This window comes from Pseudomonas sp. WOUb67 (assembly GCF_050058005.1).
GTDB lineage: Bacteria > Pseudomonadota > Gammaproteobacteria > Pseudomonadales > Pseudomonadaceae > Aquipseudomonas > Aquipseudomonas putida_R.
On sequence record NZ_CP170112.1, the window covers coordinates 676,103 to 691,973 of the forward strand.

A 15,871-nucleotide genomic window follows, 5' to 3' on the forward strand; every position below is an offset into this window, starting at 1 on the left:
CCAACCACTGTTCCTATGGAAGCGGGTTTACCCGCGAAGAAGCCACCGCGGTATATGGCACCGGCTCTGCCGGCGTTCGCGGGCATGCCCGCTCCCACAGGTATTGCGAAACACTGGGCCAACCACTGTTCCTAGTGGGAGCGGGTTTACCCGCGAAGAAGCCACCGCGGTATATGGCACCGGCTTTGCCGGCGTTCGCGGGCATGCCCGCTCCCACAGGTATTGCGAAACACTGGGCCAACCACTGTTCCTGTGGGAGCGGGTTTACCCGCGAAGAAGCCACTGCGGTATATGGCACCGGCTTTGCCGGTGTTCGCGGGCATGCCCGCTCCCACAGGTACTGTGTCGGCTTCGATAGCTGCGCTATACCTGTGAGGGTCGGTTAGTCGGTGGTGGGGTCGACTCGATGCCATCGAGTATCGCCTCAATCACTCCCTCCGCCATTTCAATCGCATGCAGGTTCGACCAGAACATGCCACGGCCTTCTTCGCGCATGTAGTCCAGGGCTTTGTACCCGGTTTCGTAGGCACTGCGCAGGTACAGGGCTACGTGGACCAGAGCGTCCTCGGCTGAAATGTTCGGGTTGACGGTGAAGAGCGGGTCATGGCCGGCGTCGCAGCGGCCGAAGGGGCGGGTGGAGGTGCAGGGTAGGGGTGGATCTGGAACGATTTTCTTCATCATTAGATCTCGCTTCATGGCCCCACCCAGTCGTTACCACACGAATGGGTGGCAGCTGTACGCAGGGTGGTAAACCGGGTGGGAGATCTAAAACCCAGCAGGCACGAAGCCTCCTGCGAACAGCCGCCATGGACTGCCAAGATCTCTCTGAACCCGGGTTACCACACCCGATCGCCAAGTTATTCGGCGACGGTTTAAGCCTATGGGCAGAGGTTCCCGGTGAGAAGGTGATGGCAGAGGACGCGGGTCGTAGGATATTTCCGAAGCGGCCGGCTGGACAGCCATTTTGGCAAAAATCAGAAAACCCTGCGTTACCTACCGCGTAATGGCAAACAGGCGCTCGCCTTGGTTTTTGTGGTGTTGCGGATATCGAGCGCCGCCCGCGCGGCGCATCGCCGGCAAGCCAGCTCCCACATTTGTTTCGGGCCAATCACTCCTGTGCTGTCATCGCTGCCCGCCTTGTTTGTACCCTTCGATATCGAAGGTATCGCTGCCGCTACTACTTTCATCTCAAGACATGCGCCAAGGGTGCGCGCGCCAAAGGTGCAGGAGTAACTGGCCCGAAACAAATGTGGGAGCTGGCTTGCCGGCGATGCGCCGCGCGGGCGGCGCTCGATCTCACAGGCGAAGAAAGCCTCAAGGCGAGCACCTATCAGCCCTCACACGATCGCGCGCCAGCCATTCGAGACAAAATCAGGAAAGTCTGCGGGGACTTGGCTCTACCCTGTGGGAGCGGGCATGCCCGCGAACACGGGCGAAGCCCGTGCCAGGCACTGCGGTGGATTCTTCGCGGGCGCGCCCGCTCCCACAGGGTAACGGGTCATCCGCCAGGCTTGCAGATAGGTATCAGCCAGGCCGAACGACCTCGCCAGTAGCCAGGTTACGAATCACACTCGGGTTCTTCCGCCCACCCAGCGCCCCACCCAACACCATGTCCAGCTGGCCATGGAAGTACTGCTCAACCCGCAACCGGGTCTTCGCCGCCGGGCGTCCGCCGGGGTTGCACGAGGTGGAAATCAGCGGCCCCACCAGCGCGCACAGTTCACGCACCTGCGGATGGTCACTGACCCGCAGCGCCACGGTGTCGTGCTGCCCGGTCACCCATTCGGGCAACAGGTCCTGGTGCGGCACCAGCCAGGTATTGGGCCCTGGCCAGGTGCTGCCCATGCGGTCGATCCAGTCTTCGGGGAAGTCCTCGAACAGGAAGTCGAACTGGCGGATGTTGTCGGCGATCAGGATCAGCCCTTTATCCACAGGCCGCGACTTCAGCGCCAGCAGGCGATATACCGCGTCCTCGTTCCATGGGTCGCAGCCAAGGCCCCAGACCGCTTCCGTCGGGTAGGCGATGACTGCGCCCGCCCGGATCTCACGTGCGGCTTGTTGCACACGAAAACTGCTCACCATTGCTGTTTCTCCGCCTCTATACCTTGCATGTGAGCAGTGTACTTAGCCCGCGCGGGCAAACCAACGCCCGGCTTCATTGCTGACCCGGCCGTCCAGCTCCAGCTCGGTCAGCTGCGCCAATACGTCGGCCAGCGGCAGCTCGCTGCAGTGCGCCAGGCTTTCGCTGGTTTGCGGCGCTGCATGCAGCAGGGCAAGCAGGGGATGGTCGAACCTGTCCACAACTGCAGGCGGCAGGTTCTGCCAACCCTTCAGGCTTTCGAGGATCTGCTCCACACTTTCCACCAGCAGCGCCCCATCACGGATCAGCTGGTGACAGCCCTTGGCCCCCGGGTGGTGAATGGAACCCGGAATGGCATATACCTCGCGGCCTTGCTCGGCCGCCAGGCGCGCCGTGATGAGCGAGCCACTGGCCAGGCTGGCCTCCACCACCAGCACGCCCAGCGACAAGCCGCTGATGATGCGGTTGCGCCGTGGGAAGTTGCCAGGCAGTGGCCCGGCATCCAGCGGATACTCGGAAGCCAGCGCACTGCCGTTGTCGATGATCGCTTGCGCAAGCGCTTGATGGCGCTGTGGATAAAGTTTTTGCAGCCCCGTACCGAGCACGGCAATCGTGCACCCACCGGCCTGCAGCGCGGCCCGATGAGCGGCACCGTCGACACCCACCGCCAGCCCGCTGGTAATGGTGAAACCGGCTTGCGCAAGGTAGCGGGAAAATGCCCGGGCAGTGTCCAGTGCCGGGGGTGTGGCACGTCTGCTGCCCACGATGGCCAGTTGAGGGCGGTCGAGCAAGGCCGGGTCGCCCGCAACGAAAAGCAGCGGCGGGGCATCGTCGATTTCTGCCAGCAAGGCAGGGTAGCCGGGGCCGTCCCACATCAGCAAATGCTGGCCGGGGCGCTCTAGCCAGGCCATTGCGGCCAGCGCGCCATCACGTACCTCGGCACTGCGCCGGGCATCGATGGTGGCTTGGGGGATGCCCAGCGCTCGCCAGGCCGAACCTGGGGCACTCAGCGCGGAAGAGGCACTGCCGAAGGCATCGAGCAAGGTGCGAAAACGTCGCAGTCCTGTCTCGGGCAGGCGATGCAGGCGTAAACGTGCCTCCAGTTCGGCAGGCGGGCAGTGCGACGAGTGGTAAGGGGGCATGGGGATCATCCTTGATCGAAACAGGGCCATTTACGTGGCACAACCTGTGGATAACTCTGTGAGTAACACTTTGAAAAGCTGTCCATTGATTGGGGGCTATCAAGCCCATAGACACCCTAGACGAGCTTGCCAGGTGCCGAAATCCCCGTTTCCCTTTATTATGTGTGCTCAGTTTTCAACCGAACGCACAGTGACTGCCTGACCTTATGGCCATCTTGAACATTCTCGAATTCCCGGACCCGCGCCTGCGCACTATCGCCAAACCGGTGACGGAGTTCGACGACGCCCTGCGTCAGCTGATCGACGACATGTTTGAAACCATGTACGAAGCCCCGGGTATCGGCCTGGCCGCCACCCAGGTCAACGTGCACCTGCAGGTCGTGGTCATGGACCTCAGCGAAGACCGCAGCGAGCCGCGCGTCTTCATCAACCCCACGGTAGAAGAACTGACCCACGACATGGGCCAGTACCAGGAAGGCTGCCTGTCGGTGCCTGGCTTCTACGAGAACGTCGACCGCCCGCTGCGTGTACGGGTCAAGGCCCAGGACCGCGACGGCACGCCGTACGAGCTGGAATGCGAAGGCCTGCTGGCGGTGTGCGTGCAGCACGAATTCGATCACCTCAACGGCAAGCTGTTCGTTGACTACCTGTCGCAGCTCAAACGCGACCGGATCAAGAAGAAGCTGGAAAAGCAGCACCGCCAGCAAGCCTGATCCCCACCTTCCAGAAGGCTTGCTCCGGCAAGCCTTTTTCTATTTTGAAGCGAGAACTCCATGCGCATCGTCTTTGCAGGCACTCCAGAGTTTGCCGCCGAACACCTCAAGGCCCTGCTCGACAGCCCTTACGAGATCGTGGCCGTCTACACCCAGCCCGACCGCCCGGCCGGTCGTGGCCAGAAGCTGATGCCAAGTGCGGTCAAGGCACTGGCCGTGGCCCATGACATCCCGGTGTTCCAGCCGCAGACCCTGCGCAACGCCGATGCCCAGGCCGAACTGGCCGCGCTCAAACCCGACCTGATGGTGGTGGTCGCCTACGGCCTGATCCTGCCGCAGGTGGTGCTGGATATCCCGCGCCTGGGCTGCATCAACAGCCACGCCTCCCTGCTGCCACGCTGGCGCGGTGCGGCGCCGATCCAGCGCGCGGTGGAAGCCGGCGACGCCGAGAGCGGCGTGACCGTGATGCGCATGGAAGCTGGCCTGGACACCGGCCCGATGCTGCTCAAGGTGGTCACCCCGATCAGCGCCGACGACACCGGCGGCACCCTGCACGACCGCCTGGCCGAGATGGGCCCGCCCGCCGTGGTACAGGCCATCGCCGGCTTGGCCGACGGTTCGCTGCACGGTGAAGTGCAAGACGATGCCCTGGCCACCTACGCACACAAGCTGAACAAGGACGAGGCGCGCATCGACTGGAGCCGCCCGGCCGTTGAACTGGAGCGCCTGATCCGCGCCTTCAACCCGTGGCCGGTGTGCCACAGCACCCTCGATGGCGAAAGCGTGAAAGTGCTGGCCGCCAACTTGTCCACAGGCAAAGGCGCCCCCGGCGAAATCCTTTCCGCCAGCAAGGACGGCCTGGTCGTCGCCTGCGGTGACCAGGCGCTGAGCCTGACCCGCCTGCAACTGCCCGGCGGCAAAGCGCTGAACTTCAGCGACCTGTTCAACAGCCGCCGCGAGAAGTTCGCCGCCGGCAAGGTGCTGGGCCAATGAACCCACGTCTTGCCGCCGCCCGTGCCCTTGCCGCTGTACTCAGTGGCAAGGCCTCGCTGAACAGCTCGCTGCCAGCCCAACTGGACAAGGTCGATGAACGCGACCGTGGCCTGACCCAGGACCTGGCGTTCGGCACCGCACGCTGGCAGCCACGCCTCGACCTGCTGGCCGCGCAACTGCTGCAGAAGCCGTTCAAGGCGGCCGACGCCGATGTGCAGGCGCTGCTGCTGGTCGGCCTGTACCAGCTGTTCTACACCCGTATTCCGGCCCACGCCGCCATCGGCGAAACCGTGGGCTGTGCCGACAAGCTGAAGAAGCCGTGGGCCAAGGGCTTGCTCAATGCCGTGCTGCGCCGTGCCCAGCGCGAAGGCGAGGAACTGCTCGCCGGCATGGAGCGCGATCCGGTAGTTCGCACCGCCCACCCGCGCTGGCTGCAGAAGGCGTTGAAAGCCTTCTGGCCAGAGCAGTGGGAAGCCATCTGCGCCGCCAACAACGCCCACCCGCCGATGATTTTGCGGGTCAACCGCCGCCACCACAGCCGCGATGCCTACCTGGCACTGCTGGCTGAAGCGGGCATTGGCGCCAGCGCCTGCCAGTACAGCCGTGACGGCATTGTGCTGGCCGAAGCCTGCGACGTGCGCGGCCTGCCAGGCTTCGCCGAAGGCTGGGTGAGCGTGCAGGACGAAGCCGCGCAGCTGTCTGCCGACCTGCTCGAACTGGCCCCCGGCCAACGCGTGCTGGACGCCTGCTGCGCCCCGGGTGGCAAGACCTGCCACCTGCTGGAGGCCGAAGCCGGGCTGGCACACATGGTGGCCATCGACCTCGAAGCCAAGCGCCTGACCCGCGTGCGCGAAAACCTCGACCGCCTGCAGCTGGACGCCGAGCTGATCGCCTGCGATGCCCGCGACACCGCCAGCTGGTGGGACGGCAAGCCGTTCCAGCGCATCCTGCTCGATGCGCCATGTTCGGCCACCGGCGTGATCCGCCGCCACCCGGACATCAAGCTCACCCGCCAGGCCGACGACATCCCGGCCCTGGCAGCGCTGCAAGGCGAGTTGCTCGACGCGCTGTGGCCGACCCTGGAAGTCGGCGGCATGCTGCTGTACGCCACCTGCTCCAGCCTGCCGACCGAGAACACTGAAGTGGTAGGCGCCTTCCTTGCCCGCACCCCGGGCGCCCGTGAGCTGGACCTGGCCACCGAGGCCGGCCTGCGCCAGCCCCACGGCCGCCAGTTGCTGGCCCAGGAAGGCGGCCACGACGGCTTCTACTATGCCAAGCTGATCAAGATCGCCGCCTCTCGCGGATAAGCACAAACGGTAGGGAGTAGCGGATGAAGATCATCATCCTCGGCGCAGGGCAGGTAGGCGGTACGCTGGCAGAGCATTTGGCCAGCGAAGCGAACGACATCACCGTGGTCGACACCGATGGCGAGCGCTTGCGCGACCTCGGTGACCGCCTGGACATCCGCACCGTGCAGGGCCGCGGCTCGCTGCCGACGGTGCTGCGCCAGGCCGGTGCCGACGACGCCGACATGCTGGTGGCGGTGACCAACAGCGATGAAACCAACATGGTCGCCTGCCAGGTGGCCTATTCGCTGTTCCACACCCCGACCAAGATCGCCCGGGTGCGCGAGTCGGCTTACCTCACCCGCGAAGAGCTGTTCCACAACGACCATATCCCGGTGGATGTGCTGATCAGCCCCGAGCAGGTGGTGACCAACTACATCAAGCGCCTGATCGAGCACCCGGGCTCGCTGCAGGTGATCGACTTCGCCGAAGGCAAGGCCCAGCTGGTGGCGGTGAAGGCCTACTACGGCGGCCCGCTGGTCGGCCAGCAACTGCGCCAGATCCGCGCGCACATGCCCAACGTCGACACCCGCGTGGCGGCCATCTTCCGCCGCGACCGGCCGATCACCCCACGTGGCGACACCGTGATCGAAGCTGATGACGAAGTGTTTTTCATCGCCGCCAAGAAAGACATTCGCGCGGTGATGGGCGAGCTGCGCCGCATCGACGAAACCAACAAGCGCATTGTCATCGCCGGCGGTGGGCAGATCGGCGAGCGCCTGGCCGAAGCCATCGAAAGCCGCTACCAGGTGAAGATCATCGAGATGAACCCGGCCCGCTGCCGGCACCTGTCCGATACCCTGGAAAGCACGGTGGTGCTGCAGGGCAGCGCCTCGGACAAGGACCTGATGCTCGAAGAGAACATCGCCGACGCCGACATCTTCCTGGCCCTGACCAACGATGACGAAGCCAACATCATGTCGTCGCTGCTGGCCAAGCGCCTGGGCGCGGGCAAGGTGATGACCATCATCAACAACCCGGCCTATGTCGACCTGGTGCAGGGCGGTGATATCGACATCGCCATCAGCCCGCAGCTGGCCACCATCGGCACCCTGCTGGCGCACGTGCGCCGTGGCGACATCGTCAGCGTGCACTCGCTGCGCCGCGGTGCGGCCGAGGCCATCGAAGCGGTGGCGCACGGGGATTCGAAATCGAGCAAGGTGGTGGGCAAGGCCATCGAAGACATCGCCCTGCCGCCGGGTACCACCATCGGCGCCATCATCCGCGACGAAGAGGTGATGATCGCCCACGACGACACCGTGATCGAATCAGGTGACCATGTGATCCTGTTCGTTGTGGATAAAAAACAAATTCGGGATGTGGAGAAGCTGTTCCACGTCGGCTTGAGTTTCTTCTAGGAGCAGAGGGCATGCGCGAATCGCTGGAGAAGATGCTGGCCAAGGGTGTGGATAACCCGCTGCTGAGGTTTGGGCTGGGCAAGGCCTGGCTGGATGAAGGCAACGGCGCTGAAGCGGCGGTGCACCTGGCTCGGTGTGTTGAGCAGGACCCGAAATATTCCGCAGCGTGGAAGCTGCTGGGCAAGGCGCATCAGTTGCAGGGTGACCTGGCGGCGGCGCGCAGAGCCTGGGAGGACGGGATCGTGGCGGCGCAGGCCCATGGGGACAAGCAGGCCGAGAAAGAGATGACCGTGTTCCTGAAGAAACTCGACAAAGCAGCAGGTTAACGCGGTCCCTGTGGGAGCGGGTTCACCCGCGAATGCGTCAGTGAAGCCAACATTGCATTCGCGGGTAAACCCGCTCCCACAGGGTCCCCGCTACAACAGGCAGAGGTGCATTCAGCCTGCTGTCAGGGCAGTGGATAACTCAATACCAGCGCGGCTCGCCAGCCGGGCGCTTCTTGAAGCGCTTCATGCTCCACATGTACTGGCTCGGGTACTCGCGCACATAACGCTCGACCACCTTGCTCATCGCCGCCGCGGAAACATTCACGTCGGTGCTGTACATTTCCTCCGGCGCCGCTTCCAGGAACACCTTGAAGCCCGAACCATCCGGCAGCCGCAGGGCATGCAGGAACACCCCCACCGCCTTGCCACCCGCCAGCATGTTCGGCACGAACTTGCTGGTCAGCGCCTGGGTGCCCAGGAACGGCACGAACACCCCTGCCGATTCCGCCGGCTCCGGGTCGGCGGGGATGCCCACCTGGCCACCGCGGCGTACTTCCTTGATCACGCTGAGAATGCCTTCCTTGGTCGAAGGCGCCACGCGGTTGCCCATCTGCACGCGCTGCTCACGCAGCAAGTCATCCACAGCTTTGAGCTTCGGCGGGCGGTAGAAGATGATCGGTTTGCACTGGTTGCAGTAGAAGTGGTTCAGTACTTCCCAGTTGCCCAGGTGGCTGGTGATACCCACCACGCCCTTGCCCGAGGCCAGGGCCTGCTCCAGCACTTCCAGGCCGTGCACTTCCTTGACCAGTTCCAGCGAACGCTGCGGCGGCCAGATCCAGGCACAGGCACTTTCGACAAAGGATTTGCCGATATCCCGCAGCGCCTGGCCCACCAGTTGCTCACGGGCAACCGGGTCCATCTCCGGGAAACACTTGGCCAGGTTGATCCGCACCACGTTCCGCGAACCGTTGGGGACTTTCCACATCAGCCAGCCAATACCCGCGCCGACGCGCTGCACAGCGCCCCAGGGCAGCTTGGCAAACAGGCGCAGCACCCCGACCATCAGGGCGCCCTTGAACTTTTCCACAGGCGAATTCCTTATTTCAGCAAGGCGCGCATTGTAACCCCTCAGCGCAACAAGGCGGCGTAGCGATCGCAATCGGTGGTGTGGTCCATGACCATGCCGGTGGCCTGCATGAAGGCGTAGCAGATGGTCGGCCCGACGAAGGTGAAGCCGGCTTTCTGCAGGGCCTTGCTCATGGCCTTGGCTTCATCGGTAACCGCCGGCACATCGCTGCGGCCTGCGAAATGGTTGACCTTCGGCGCACCGCCGACGAACGACCACAACCATTCGGCCGGGTTATCCACAGCCAGCCACGCCTGGGCATTACGCCGCGCAGCCTTGAGCTTGAGGCGGTTGCGGATGATGCCGGCGTCCTGCATCAGTTCTTCGATGCGTTCGTCGCTCATGGCGGCCAGTTTCACCGGGTCGAAGCCATGCATCACCTGGCGATAACGCTCGCGTTTGCGCAAAACGGTTATCCACGAAAGCCCTGCCTGGAACCCTTCGAGCAAAAGCATCTCGAAGAGCAACGCCGGGTCACGCTGTGGCGTTCCCCATTCCTGGTCATGGTAGGCCTGGTACAACGGATCGTCGGTACACCAAAAGCAGCGTGGCATAAGGCTCCAATGAGTAGAGGGCGAGGCGAATCAGGTTATACTCCCGCTCTTTACATCCGCATCCCCAGATACAGGTGAATTTCGTGAGCCAGCCTACGCCAGCCGTGCGTACCTTCCAAGACCTGATCCTCGCCCTGCAGAACTACTGGGCAGCTCAAGGTTGTGTGGTGCTTCAGCCCTACGATATGGAAGTAGGCGCCGGCACTTTCCATACCGCCACGTTCCTGCGTGCCGTCGGCCCAGAAACCTGGAACGCCGCCTACGTGCAGCCTAGCCGTCGCCCTGCCGACGGGCGGTATGGCGAAAACCCCAACCGCCTGCAGCACTACTACCAGTTCCAGGTGGTGCTCAAGCCAAACCCGGCCAACTTCCAGGAGCTGTACCTCGGCTCGCTGAAAGCCATCGGCCTGGACCCGCTGGTGCACGACATCCGCTTCGTCGAAGACAACTGGGAATCGCCGACCCTCGGCGCCTGGGGCCTGGGCTGGGAAATCTGGCTGAACGGCATGGAAGTCACCCAGTTCACCTACTTCCAGCAGGTAGGCGGTATCGAGTGCTACCCGGTCACCGGTGAAATCACCTACGGCCTGGAGCGCCTGGCCATGTACATCCAGGGCGTCGATTCGGTGTACGACCTGGTGTGGGCCGACGGCCCGTTCGGCAAGGTCACCTACGGCGACGTGTTCCACCAGAACGAAGTGGAGCAGTCGACCTACAACTTCGAACACGCCAACGTCGACAAACTGTTCGAGCTGTTCGACTTCTACGAAAGCGAAGCCAACCGCCTGATCAAGCTGGACCTGCCGTTGCCGACCTACGAAATGGTCCTGAAGGCCTCGCACACCTTCAACCTGCTGGACGCGCGCCGCGCCATCTCGGTTACCGAGCGCCAGCGTTACATCCTGCGTGTACGTACCCTGGCCCGGGACGTGGCGCAAAGCTATCTGCAAGCCCGCGCACGCATGGGCTTCCCGATGGCCACCCCTGAACTGCGTGACGAAGTGTTGGCTAAGCTGGAGGCTGCACAATGAGTGCTCAAGATTTCCTGGTAGAACTGGGCACCGAAGAGCTGCCACCCAAAGCCCTGGCCACCCTCGGCGACGCCTTCCTGGCCGGCATCGAGAAAGGCCTGCAGGCCGCTGGCCTGAACTACACCGGCAAGCAGGTGTACGCCGCGCCGCGCCGCCTGGCCGTGCTGATCCGCCAGCTGGACGTGCAGCAGCCTGACCGCAGCATCAATATCGACGGCCCGCCCCTGCAGGCTGCTTTCAAAGACGGCGAGCCGACCCAGGCTGCGCTGGGCTTTGCCAAGAAATGCGGTGTAGACCTGTCGGAAATCGACCAGAGCGGCGCCAAGCTGCGCTTCTCCCAGCATATCCCGGGCAAGTCCACCGTCGGCCTGCTGCCAACCATCGTCGAAGATTCGCTCAACGACCTGCCGATTCCCAAGCGCATGCGCTGGGCGGCCAGCCGTGAAGAATTCGTGCGCCCGACCCAATGGCTGGTGATGCTGCTGGGCGACCAGGTGGTCGACTGCACCATCCTGTCGCAGAAAGCCGGCCGTGAATCCCGTGGCCACCGCTTCCACCACCCGGAAAACGTCGTCATTACCACCCCGGCCAACTACGTCGAAGACCTGCGCAAAGCCTACGTGCTGGCCGACTTCGCCGAGCGCCGCGAGCTGATCAGCAAGCGTACCGCCGAGCTGGCCATGCAGCAGGAAGGCACCGCCATCGTGCCGCCTGCGCTGCTGGACGAAGTGACCGCCCTGGTCGAGTGGCCAGTGCCGCTGGTGTGCTCGTTCGAGGAGCGTTTCCTTGAAGTGCCACAGGAAGCCCTGATCACCACCATGCAGGACAACCAGAAGTACTTCTGCCTGCTGGACAGCGAAGGCAAGCTGCTGCCGCGCTTCATCACCGTGGCCAACGTCGAAAGCCGCGACCCGAAGCAGATCGTGCAAGGCAACGAGAAGGTCGTGCGCCCACGCCTGACCGACGCCGAGTTCTTCTTCAAGCAGGACAAGAAGCAGCCGCTGGAAACCTTCAACGAGCGCCTGAAGAACGTGGTGTTCCAGGCTCAGCTGGGCACTGTGTACGACAAGGCCGAGCGTGTTTCCAAGCTGGCTGCGTTCATTGCCCCGCTGATCGGCGGCGACGCCCAGCGCGCCGGCCGTGCCGGCCTGCTGTCCAAGTGCGACCTGGCCACCGAGATGGTGGGCGAGTTCCCTGAAATGCAGGGTGTTGCCGGTTACTACTACGCGCTCAACGACGGCGAGCCGCAAGACGTCGCCCTGGCCCTGAACGAACAGTACATGCCGCGCGGTGCTGGCGCCGAGCTGCCGCAGACCCTCACCGGTGCTGCCGTGGCCATCGCCGACAAGCTCGACACCCTGGTTGGCATCTTCGGCATCGGCATGCTGCCCACCGGTAGCAAAGACCCGTACGCCCTGCGCCGTGCCGCCCTGGGCGTGCTGCGCATCCTGATCGAGAAGCAGCTGGACCTGAACCTGACCGGTGCGGTCGAGTTCGCCGTCAAGCAGTTCGGTGCCAAGGTCAAGGCTGCCGGCCTGGGCGAGCAGGTACTGGAGTTCATCTTCGACCGCCTGCGTGCGCGTTACGAAGACGAAGGCATCGACGTAGCCACCTACCTGTCGGTGCGTGCCCTGCAGCCAGGCTCCGCCCTGGACTTCGACCAGCGCGTACAGGCCGTGCAAGCCTTCCGCAAGCTGCCGGAAGCCGAAGCCCTGGCCGCGGTGAACAAGCGTGTGTCGAACCTGCTGAGCAAGGCCGAAGGCGCCATCGCCGAACAGGTAGAGCCGAAATACTTCGACAACGCCAACGAGTTCTCGCTGTACTCGGCCATCCAGCAGGCCGACCAGGCCGTGCAACCGATGGCTGCTGCACGCCAGTACAGTGAATCGCTGGCCCGCCTGGCGGCCCTGCGTGACCCGGTCGACGCCTTCTTCGAGGCGGTGATGGTCAACGCTGAAGACGCCAAGGTACGCGCCAACCGTTATGCCCTGCTCAGCCGCCTGCGCGGCCTGTTCCTGGGCGTGGCCGACATTTCGCTGCTGGGGTAAGCCTTGAAACTGCTGATTCTCGACCGTGACGGGGTCATCAACCATGACTCCGACGCCTACATCAAGACGCTGGAAGAATGGGTGCCGATCCCTGGCTCGGTCGAGGCCATCGCGCAGTTGAGCAAAGCGGGCTGGACGGTGGCCGTGGCCACCAACCAGTCCGGCATTGCCCGTGGCTACTACACACTGGCAACCCTGGAGGCCATGCACGCACGCCTGCGCGCGCTGGTGGCCGAGCAGGGTGGCGAGGTGGGCCATATCGTGTACTGCCCGCACGGGCCGGACGAAGGCTGCGATTGCCGCAAGCCAAAGCCTGGCATGCTGGTGGCGATAGCCGAGCATTACCGGGTCGGCCTGCAAGGCGTCTGGTTCGTCGGCGACAGCAAAGGTGACCTGGAGGCCGCCCTGGCCGTCGGTGCACAACCCGTGTTGGTAAAAACCGGCAAGGGCGAGCGGACCCTGGAAAAAGGTGTCCCTGAAACTACACTGATTTTCGACGATCTGGCAGCTATCGCCAGAGAACTAATTTAAACGGTGCGCCTTAGGGCGCATTTTTCTCAGGCGGGCATGCCCCGCAATGGTACAAGCCACTATGTCGATCCTGCAGGCGATCAGAATCTTTCTTTTTTACCTGCTGCTGGGCACCAGTTCGCTGCTGTGGTGCTCGCTGAGCTTCTTCATCGCGCCGTTCCTGTCGTTCCCCAAGCGCTACAGGTTCATCAACGTGTACTGGTGTCGCTGCGCGCTGTTCCTGGTGCGCACCATTCTCGGCATCGACTACAAGGTCACCGGCGCAGAGAACGTGCCGAATGAGCCCTGCGTGATCCTGTCCAACCACCAGAGCACCTGGGAAACCTTCTTCCTTTCCCAGTACTTTTCGCCGCTGAGCCAGGTGCTCAAGCGCGAGCTGCTGTACGTGCCGTTCTTCGGTTGGGCCATGGCCATGCTGCGGCCGATCGCGATCAACCGCGATAACCCGAAGGAAGCGTTGCGCCAGGTGGCCAGCAAAGGCGACGAGCTGCTCAAGCAGAAGACGTGGGTACTGATCTTCCCGGAAGGCACCCGCGTGCCGTTCGGCACTGTGGGCAAGTTCTCCCGCGGCGGTACCGCACTGGCCGTGAACGCCGGGCTGCCCGTGCTGCCGATTGCCCACAATGCCGGCAAGTTCTGGCCGAAGACCGGCTGGGGCAAGCGTGCCGGTACCATCGAGGTAGTGATTGGCGAGCCTATGTACGCCAATGGCACCGGGCCACGTGCCATCGCCGAGCTCAACGACCGTGCTGCGGCGTGGAACGAAGCCACCCAACGGGCCCTGGGTTCGCTGCCGCCAGCCGATGAAAAAACCCAACAGCAGACGGCTTGATCATCTGTGGATAACTTGTGAGCAGTTTTTCGATCAAATGCTTGAAGTGATCGCTAAGTAATTGAATTAGCTGTTTATTTCTACGTGTGACATTTTTCTTAAAATCGTGCATAAGTTTTTTCGGGGCATAAAAAAACCGGCTTTTACAGCCGGTTTTTTTGTGCCCTGTGAACAGCATCAGACCTTGTCGAGATCCACATCCTTGGTCTCTTTAAGGCAGAAAATCCCCACCACCAAACTGATCCCGGTCACCAGCACCGGGTACCACAGCCCGTAGAAGATATCCCCGGTATACACAACCAAGGCGAACGATACGGTTGGCAGGAAGCCGCCGAACCAGCCATTACCAATATGGTAGGGCAGGGACATCGAGGTGTAACGGATACGGGTGGGGAACAGTTCGACCATCACGGCTGCCAGCGGGCCATAGGTCATGGTCGCGATCAGGATCATCGCCACGATCAGCACCACCACCATCACCTGATTGACCTGCCCCGGGTCGGCTTTGGCCGGGTAGCCTGCTTGCTCCACGGCGGTGCGCATGGCCGCTTCGTCGAAGCCATTGATGGCCTTTTCACCAATGTTGACCACCACATCACTGCCGGCCACGCTTACCGAGCTGTACGGCAGGCCCTGCTTGACCAGGAACGTCTTGACCTTGTCGCACGGGCTGTCGAAACGCGCCTTGCCCACCGGGTCGAACTGGAAGGTGCAGCTTTGCGGGTCGGCGGTGACAACGATTGGCGCCTGCCGGCTGGCAGCGTCGATCTGAGGGTTGGCGTAGTGGCTCAGCGCCTTGAACAGCGGGAAGTACAACACCGTGGCCAACAGCAGGCCGAGCATCAGGATCGGCTTGCGGCCGATGCGGTCCGACAACCAGCCGAAGAACACGAAGAACGGCGCACCGATCACCACACTGATGATCAGCAGGGTATTGGCCTGGGCCGGGTCCATCTTCAGCATCTGGGTCATGAAGAACAGCACGTAGAACTGCGCCGTGTAGAAGGTCACGGCTTGCCCGGCGTTGATGCTGAACAGGGCGGTAAGCACCACTTTCAGGTTCGGCCAGGAGGTGAACGACTCACGGATCGGCGACTTGCTGACCTTGCCCTGGGCCTTCATTTTCACGAAGGCCGGCGACTCGTGCATGCTCATGCGGATCCAGGTGGAGATGGCCAGCAGCACGATCGACAGCAGGAACGGCAAGCGCCAGCCCCAGGTTTCGAACTGGTCGCCACTGATGTAGCGGCTGCCCAGCACCACCAGCAGCGACAGCAACAGGCCAAGGGTGGCGGTGGACTGGATGAAACCGGTGTAGAAGCCCCGTTTGCCTTGGGGTGCGTGCTCGGCCACATAGGTGGCAGCACCGCCGTACTCACCGCCCAGCGCCAGCCCCTGCAGCATGCGCAGGATCACCAGGATGATCGGTGCGGCAATGCCGATGCTGGCATAGGTGGGCAACAGCCCCACGGCGAAGGTGGACAGGCCCATCAGCACGATGGTGACCAGGAACGTGTACTTGCGCCCGATCATGTCGCCCAGGCGACCGAACACCAATGCACCGAACGGCCGCACCAGGAAGCCGGCGGCAAAGGCCATGAGGGCGAAGATGAAGGCGGTGGTGTCGTTCACCCCGGCAAAGAACTGCTTGCTGATGACCGCTGCCAACGCTCCGTAGAGAAAAAAGTCATACCACTCGAAAACCGTCCCGAGGGATGACGCGAAAATGATCTTGCGTTCTTCACGGCGGCTGGAGCTGCTGGCCGCCGCACCCTGTTCCTGGATGTAATCCGACATCGTTGCTGTCCTCGGCCCGCAGGCCACAGTGATTATTCTTTTTGTTCCACTGTC

Annotated in this window: 15 protein-coding genes; 9 read left to right on the forward strand and 6 right to left on the reverse strand. The window is 63.1% G+C overall.

Annotation, left to right across the window (positions count from 1 at the left end; translation table 11 throughout):
- Positions 1 to 363: 363 nt before the first annotated feature.
- The 3 genes from ABOC32_RS03005 to dprA all read right to left on the reverse strand — a co-directional run bounded on the left by ABOC32_RS03005 (position 364) and on the right by dprA (position 3,222).
- Positions 364 to 681, reverse strand: coding sequence for a hypothetical protein (locus ABOC32_RS03005; RefSeq protein WP_426811559.1), 318 nt, complete (start codon positions 679 to 681; stop codon positions 364 to 366).
- A gap of 843 nt (positions 682 to 1,524) precedes the next feature.
- Positions 1,525 to 2,082: an L-threonylcarbamoyladenylate synthase gene (locus ABOC32_RS03010; protein ID WP_043198577.1), complete on the reverse strand. Its 558-nt coding sequence runs from the start codon at positions 2,080 to 2,082 to the stop codon at positions 1,525 to 1,527.
- A 42-nt stretch (positions 2,083 to 2,124) separates the two neighbouring features.
- On the reverse strand, positions 2,125 to 3,222 hold the full coding sequence (dprA, locus tag ABOC32_RS03015; RefSeq protein ID WP_426810098.1) for a DNA-processing protein DprA: 1,098 nt from the start codon (positions 3,220 to 3,222) through the stop codon (positions 2,125 to 2,127).
- A gap of 206 nt (positions 3,223 to 3,428) precedes the next feature.
- On the opposite strand from dprA, the gene def reads away from it, so the two are divergent.
- The 5 genes from def to ABOC32_RS03040 are packed head-to-tail and all read left to right on the forward strand — an operon-like array spanning position 3,429 to position 7,958.
- Entirely contained in the window at positions 3,429 to 3,935 is a 507-nt protein-coding gene (gene def, locus ABOC32_RS03020; protein ID WP_426810099.1) for a peptide deformylase, read from the forward strand.
- Between the two features lie 60 nt (positions 3,936 to 3,995).
- Positions 3,996 to 4,928, forward strand: a complete 933-nt coding sequence (fmt, locus tag ABOC32_RS03025) for a methionyl-tRNA formyltransferase (RefSeq protein WP_426810100.1) — start codon at positions 3,996 to 3,998, stop codon at positions 4,926 to 4,928.
- On the forward strand, positions 4,925 to 6,235 hold the full coding sequence (gene rsmB, locus ABOC32_RS03030) for a 16S rRNA (cytosine(967)-C(5))-methyltransferase RsmB (protein WP_426810101.1): 1,311 nt from the start codon (positions 4,925 to 4,927) through the stop codon (positions 6,233 to 6,235). The genes fmt and rsmB overlap by 4 nt, the downstream gene beginning before the upstream one ends.
- 23 nt (positions 6,236 to 6,258) lie before the next feature.
- Positions 6,259 to 7,632, forward strand: coding sequence for a Trk system potassium transporter TrkA (trkA, locus tag ABOC32_RS03035; RefSeq protein WP_234226164.1), 1,374 nt, complete (start codon positions 6,259 to 6,261; stop codon positions 7,630 to 7,632).
- 11 nt (positions 7,633 to 7,643) lie between these two features.
- Positions 7,644 to 7,958, forward strand: a complete 315-nt coding sequence (locus ABOC32_RS03040; RefSeq protein WP_426810102.1) for a tetratricopeptide repeat protein — start codon at positions 7,644 to 7,646, stop codon at positions 7,956 to 7,958.
- A gap of 139 nt (positions 7,959 to 8,097) precedes the next feature.
- On the opposite strand, the gene ABOC32_RS03045 is transcribed toward ABOC32_RS03040, so the two are convergent.
- A complete protein-coding gene (locus tag ABOC32_RS03045) occupies positions 8,098 to 8,985 on the reverse strand; it encodes a lysophospholipid acyltransferase (RefSeq protein ID WP_012269871.1) in 888 nt (295 codons plus the stop codon).
- A gap of 41 nt (positions 8,986 to 9,026) precedes the next feature.
- Positions 9,027 to 9,578: a DNA-3-methyladenine glycosylase I gene (locus ABOC32_RS03050; protein WP_426810103.1), complete on the reverse strand. Its 552-nt coding sequence runs from the start codon at positions 9,576 to 9,578 to the stop codon at positions 9,027 to 9,029.
- A gap of 83 nt (positions 9,579 to 9,661) precedes the next feature.
- On the opposite strand from ABOC32_RS03050, the gene glyQ reads away from it, so the two are divergent.
- Genes glyQ through ABOC32_RS03070 form a run of 4 tightly spaced genes read left to right on the forward strand, consistent with a single transcriptional unit; the run spans position 9,662 to position 14,020 of the window.
- Positions 9,662 to 10,609 carry a glycine--tRNA ligase subunit alpha gene (glyQ, locus tag ABOC32_RS03055; protein ID WP_019471032.1) on the forward strand — a complete coding sequence of 316 codons (948 nt, stop codon included), beginning with the start codon at positions 9,662 to 9,664 and terminating at the stop codon, positions 10,607 to 10,609.
- Positions 10,606 to 12,657 (forward strand): glycine--tRNA ligase subunit beta, encoded by a 2,052-nt coding sequence (gene glyS, locus ABOC32_RS03060; protein WP_426810104.1) that lies wholly within the window; start codon positions 10,606 to 10,608, stop codon positions 12,655 to 12,657. Before glyQ ends, glyS begins: the two co-directional genes overlap by 4 nt.
- 3 nt (positions 12,658 to 12,660) lie before the next feature.
- Complete coding sequence (gene gmhB, locus ABOC32_RS03065; RefSeq protein WP_234226168.1) at positions 12,661 to 13,188, forward strand: D-glycero-beta-D-manno-heptose 1,7-bisphosphate 7-phosphatase; 528 nt, start codon at positions 12,661 to 12,663, stop codon at positions 13,186 to 13,188.
- Positions 13,189 to 13,234: 46 nt separating this feature from the next.
- Positions 13,235 to 14,020, forward strand: coding sequence for a lysophospholipid acyltransferase family protein (locus ABOC32_RS03070; protein WP_043198561.1), 786 nt, complete (start codon positions 13,235 to 13,237; stop codon positions 14,018 to 14,020).
- Between the two features lie 177 nt (positions 14,021 to 14,197).
- Here ABOC32_RS03070 and ABOC32_RS03075 read toward each other — a convergent pair whose 3' ends face one another.
- Positions 14,198 to 15,817 (reverse strand): MFS transporter, encoded by a 1,620-nt coding sequence (locus ABOC32_RS03075; protein WP_234226170.1) that lies wholly within the window; start codon positions 15,815 to 15,817, stop codon positions 14,198 to 14,200.
- Positions 15,818 to 15,871: the final 54 nt, after the last annotated feature.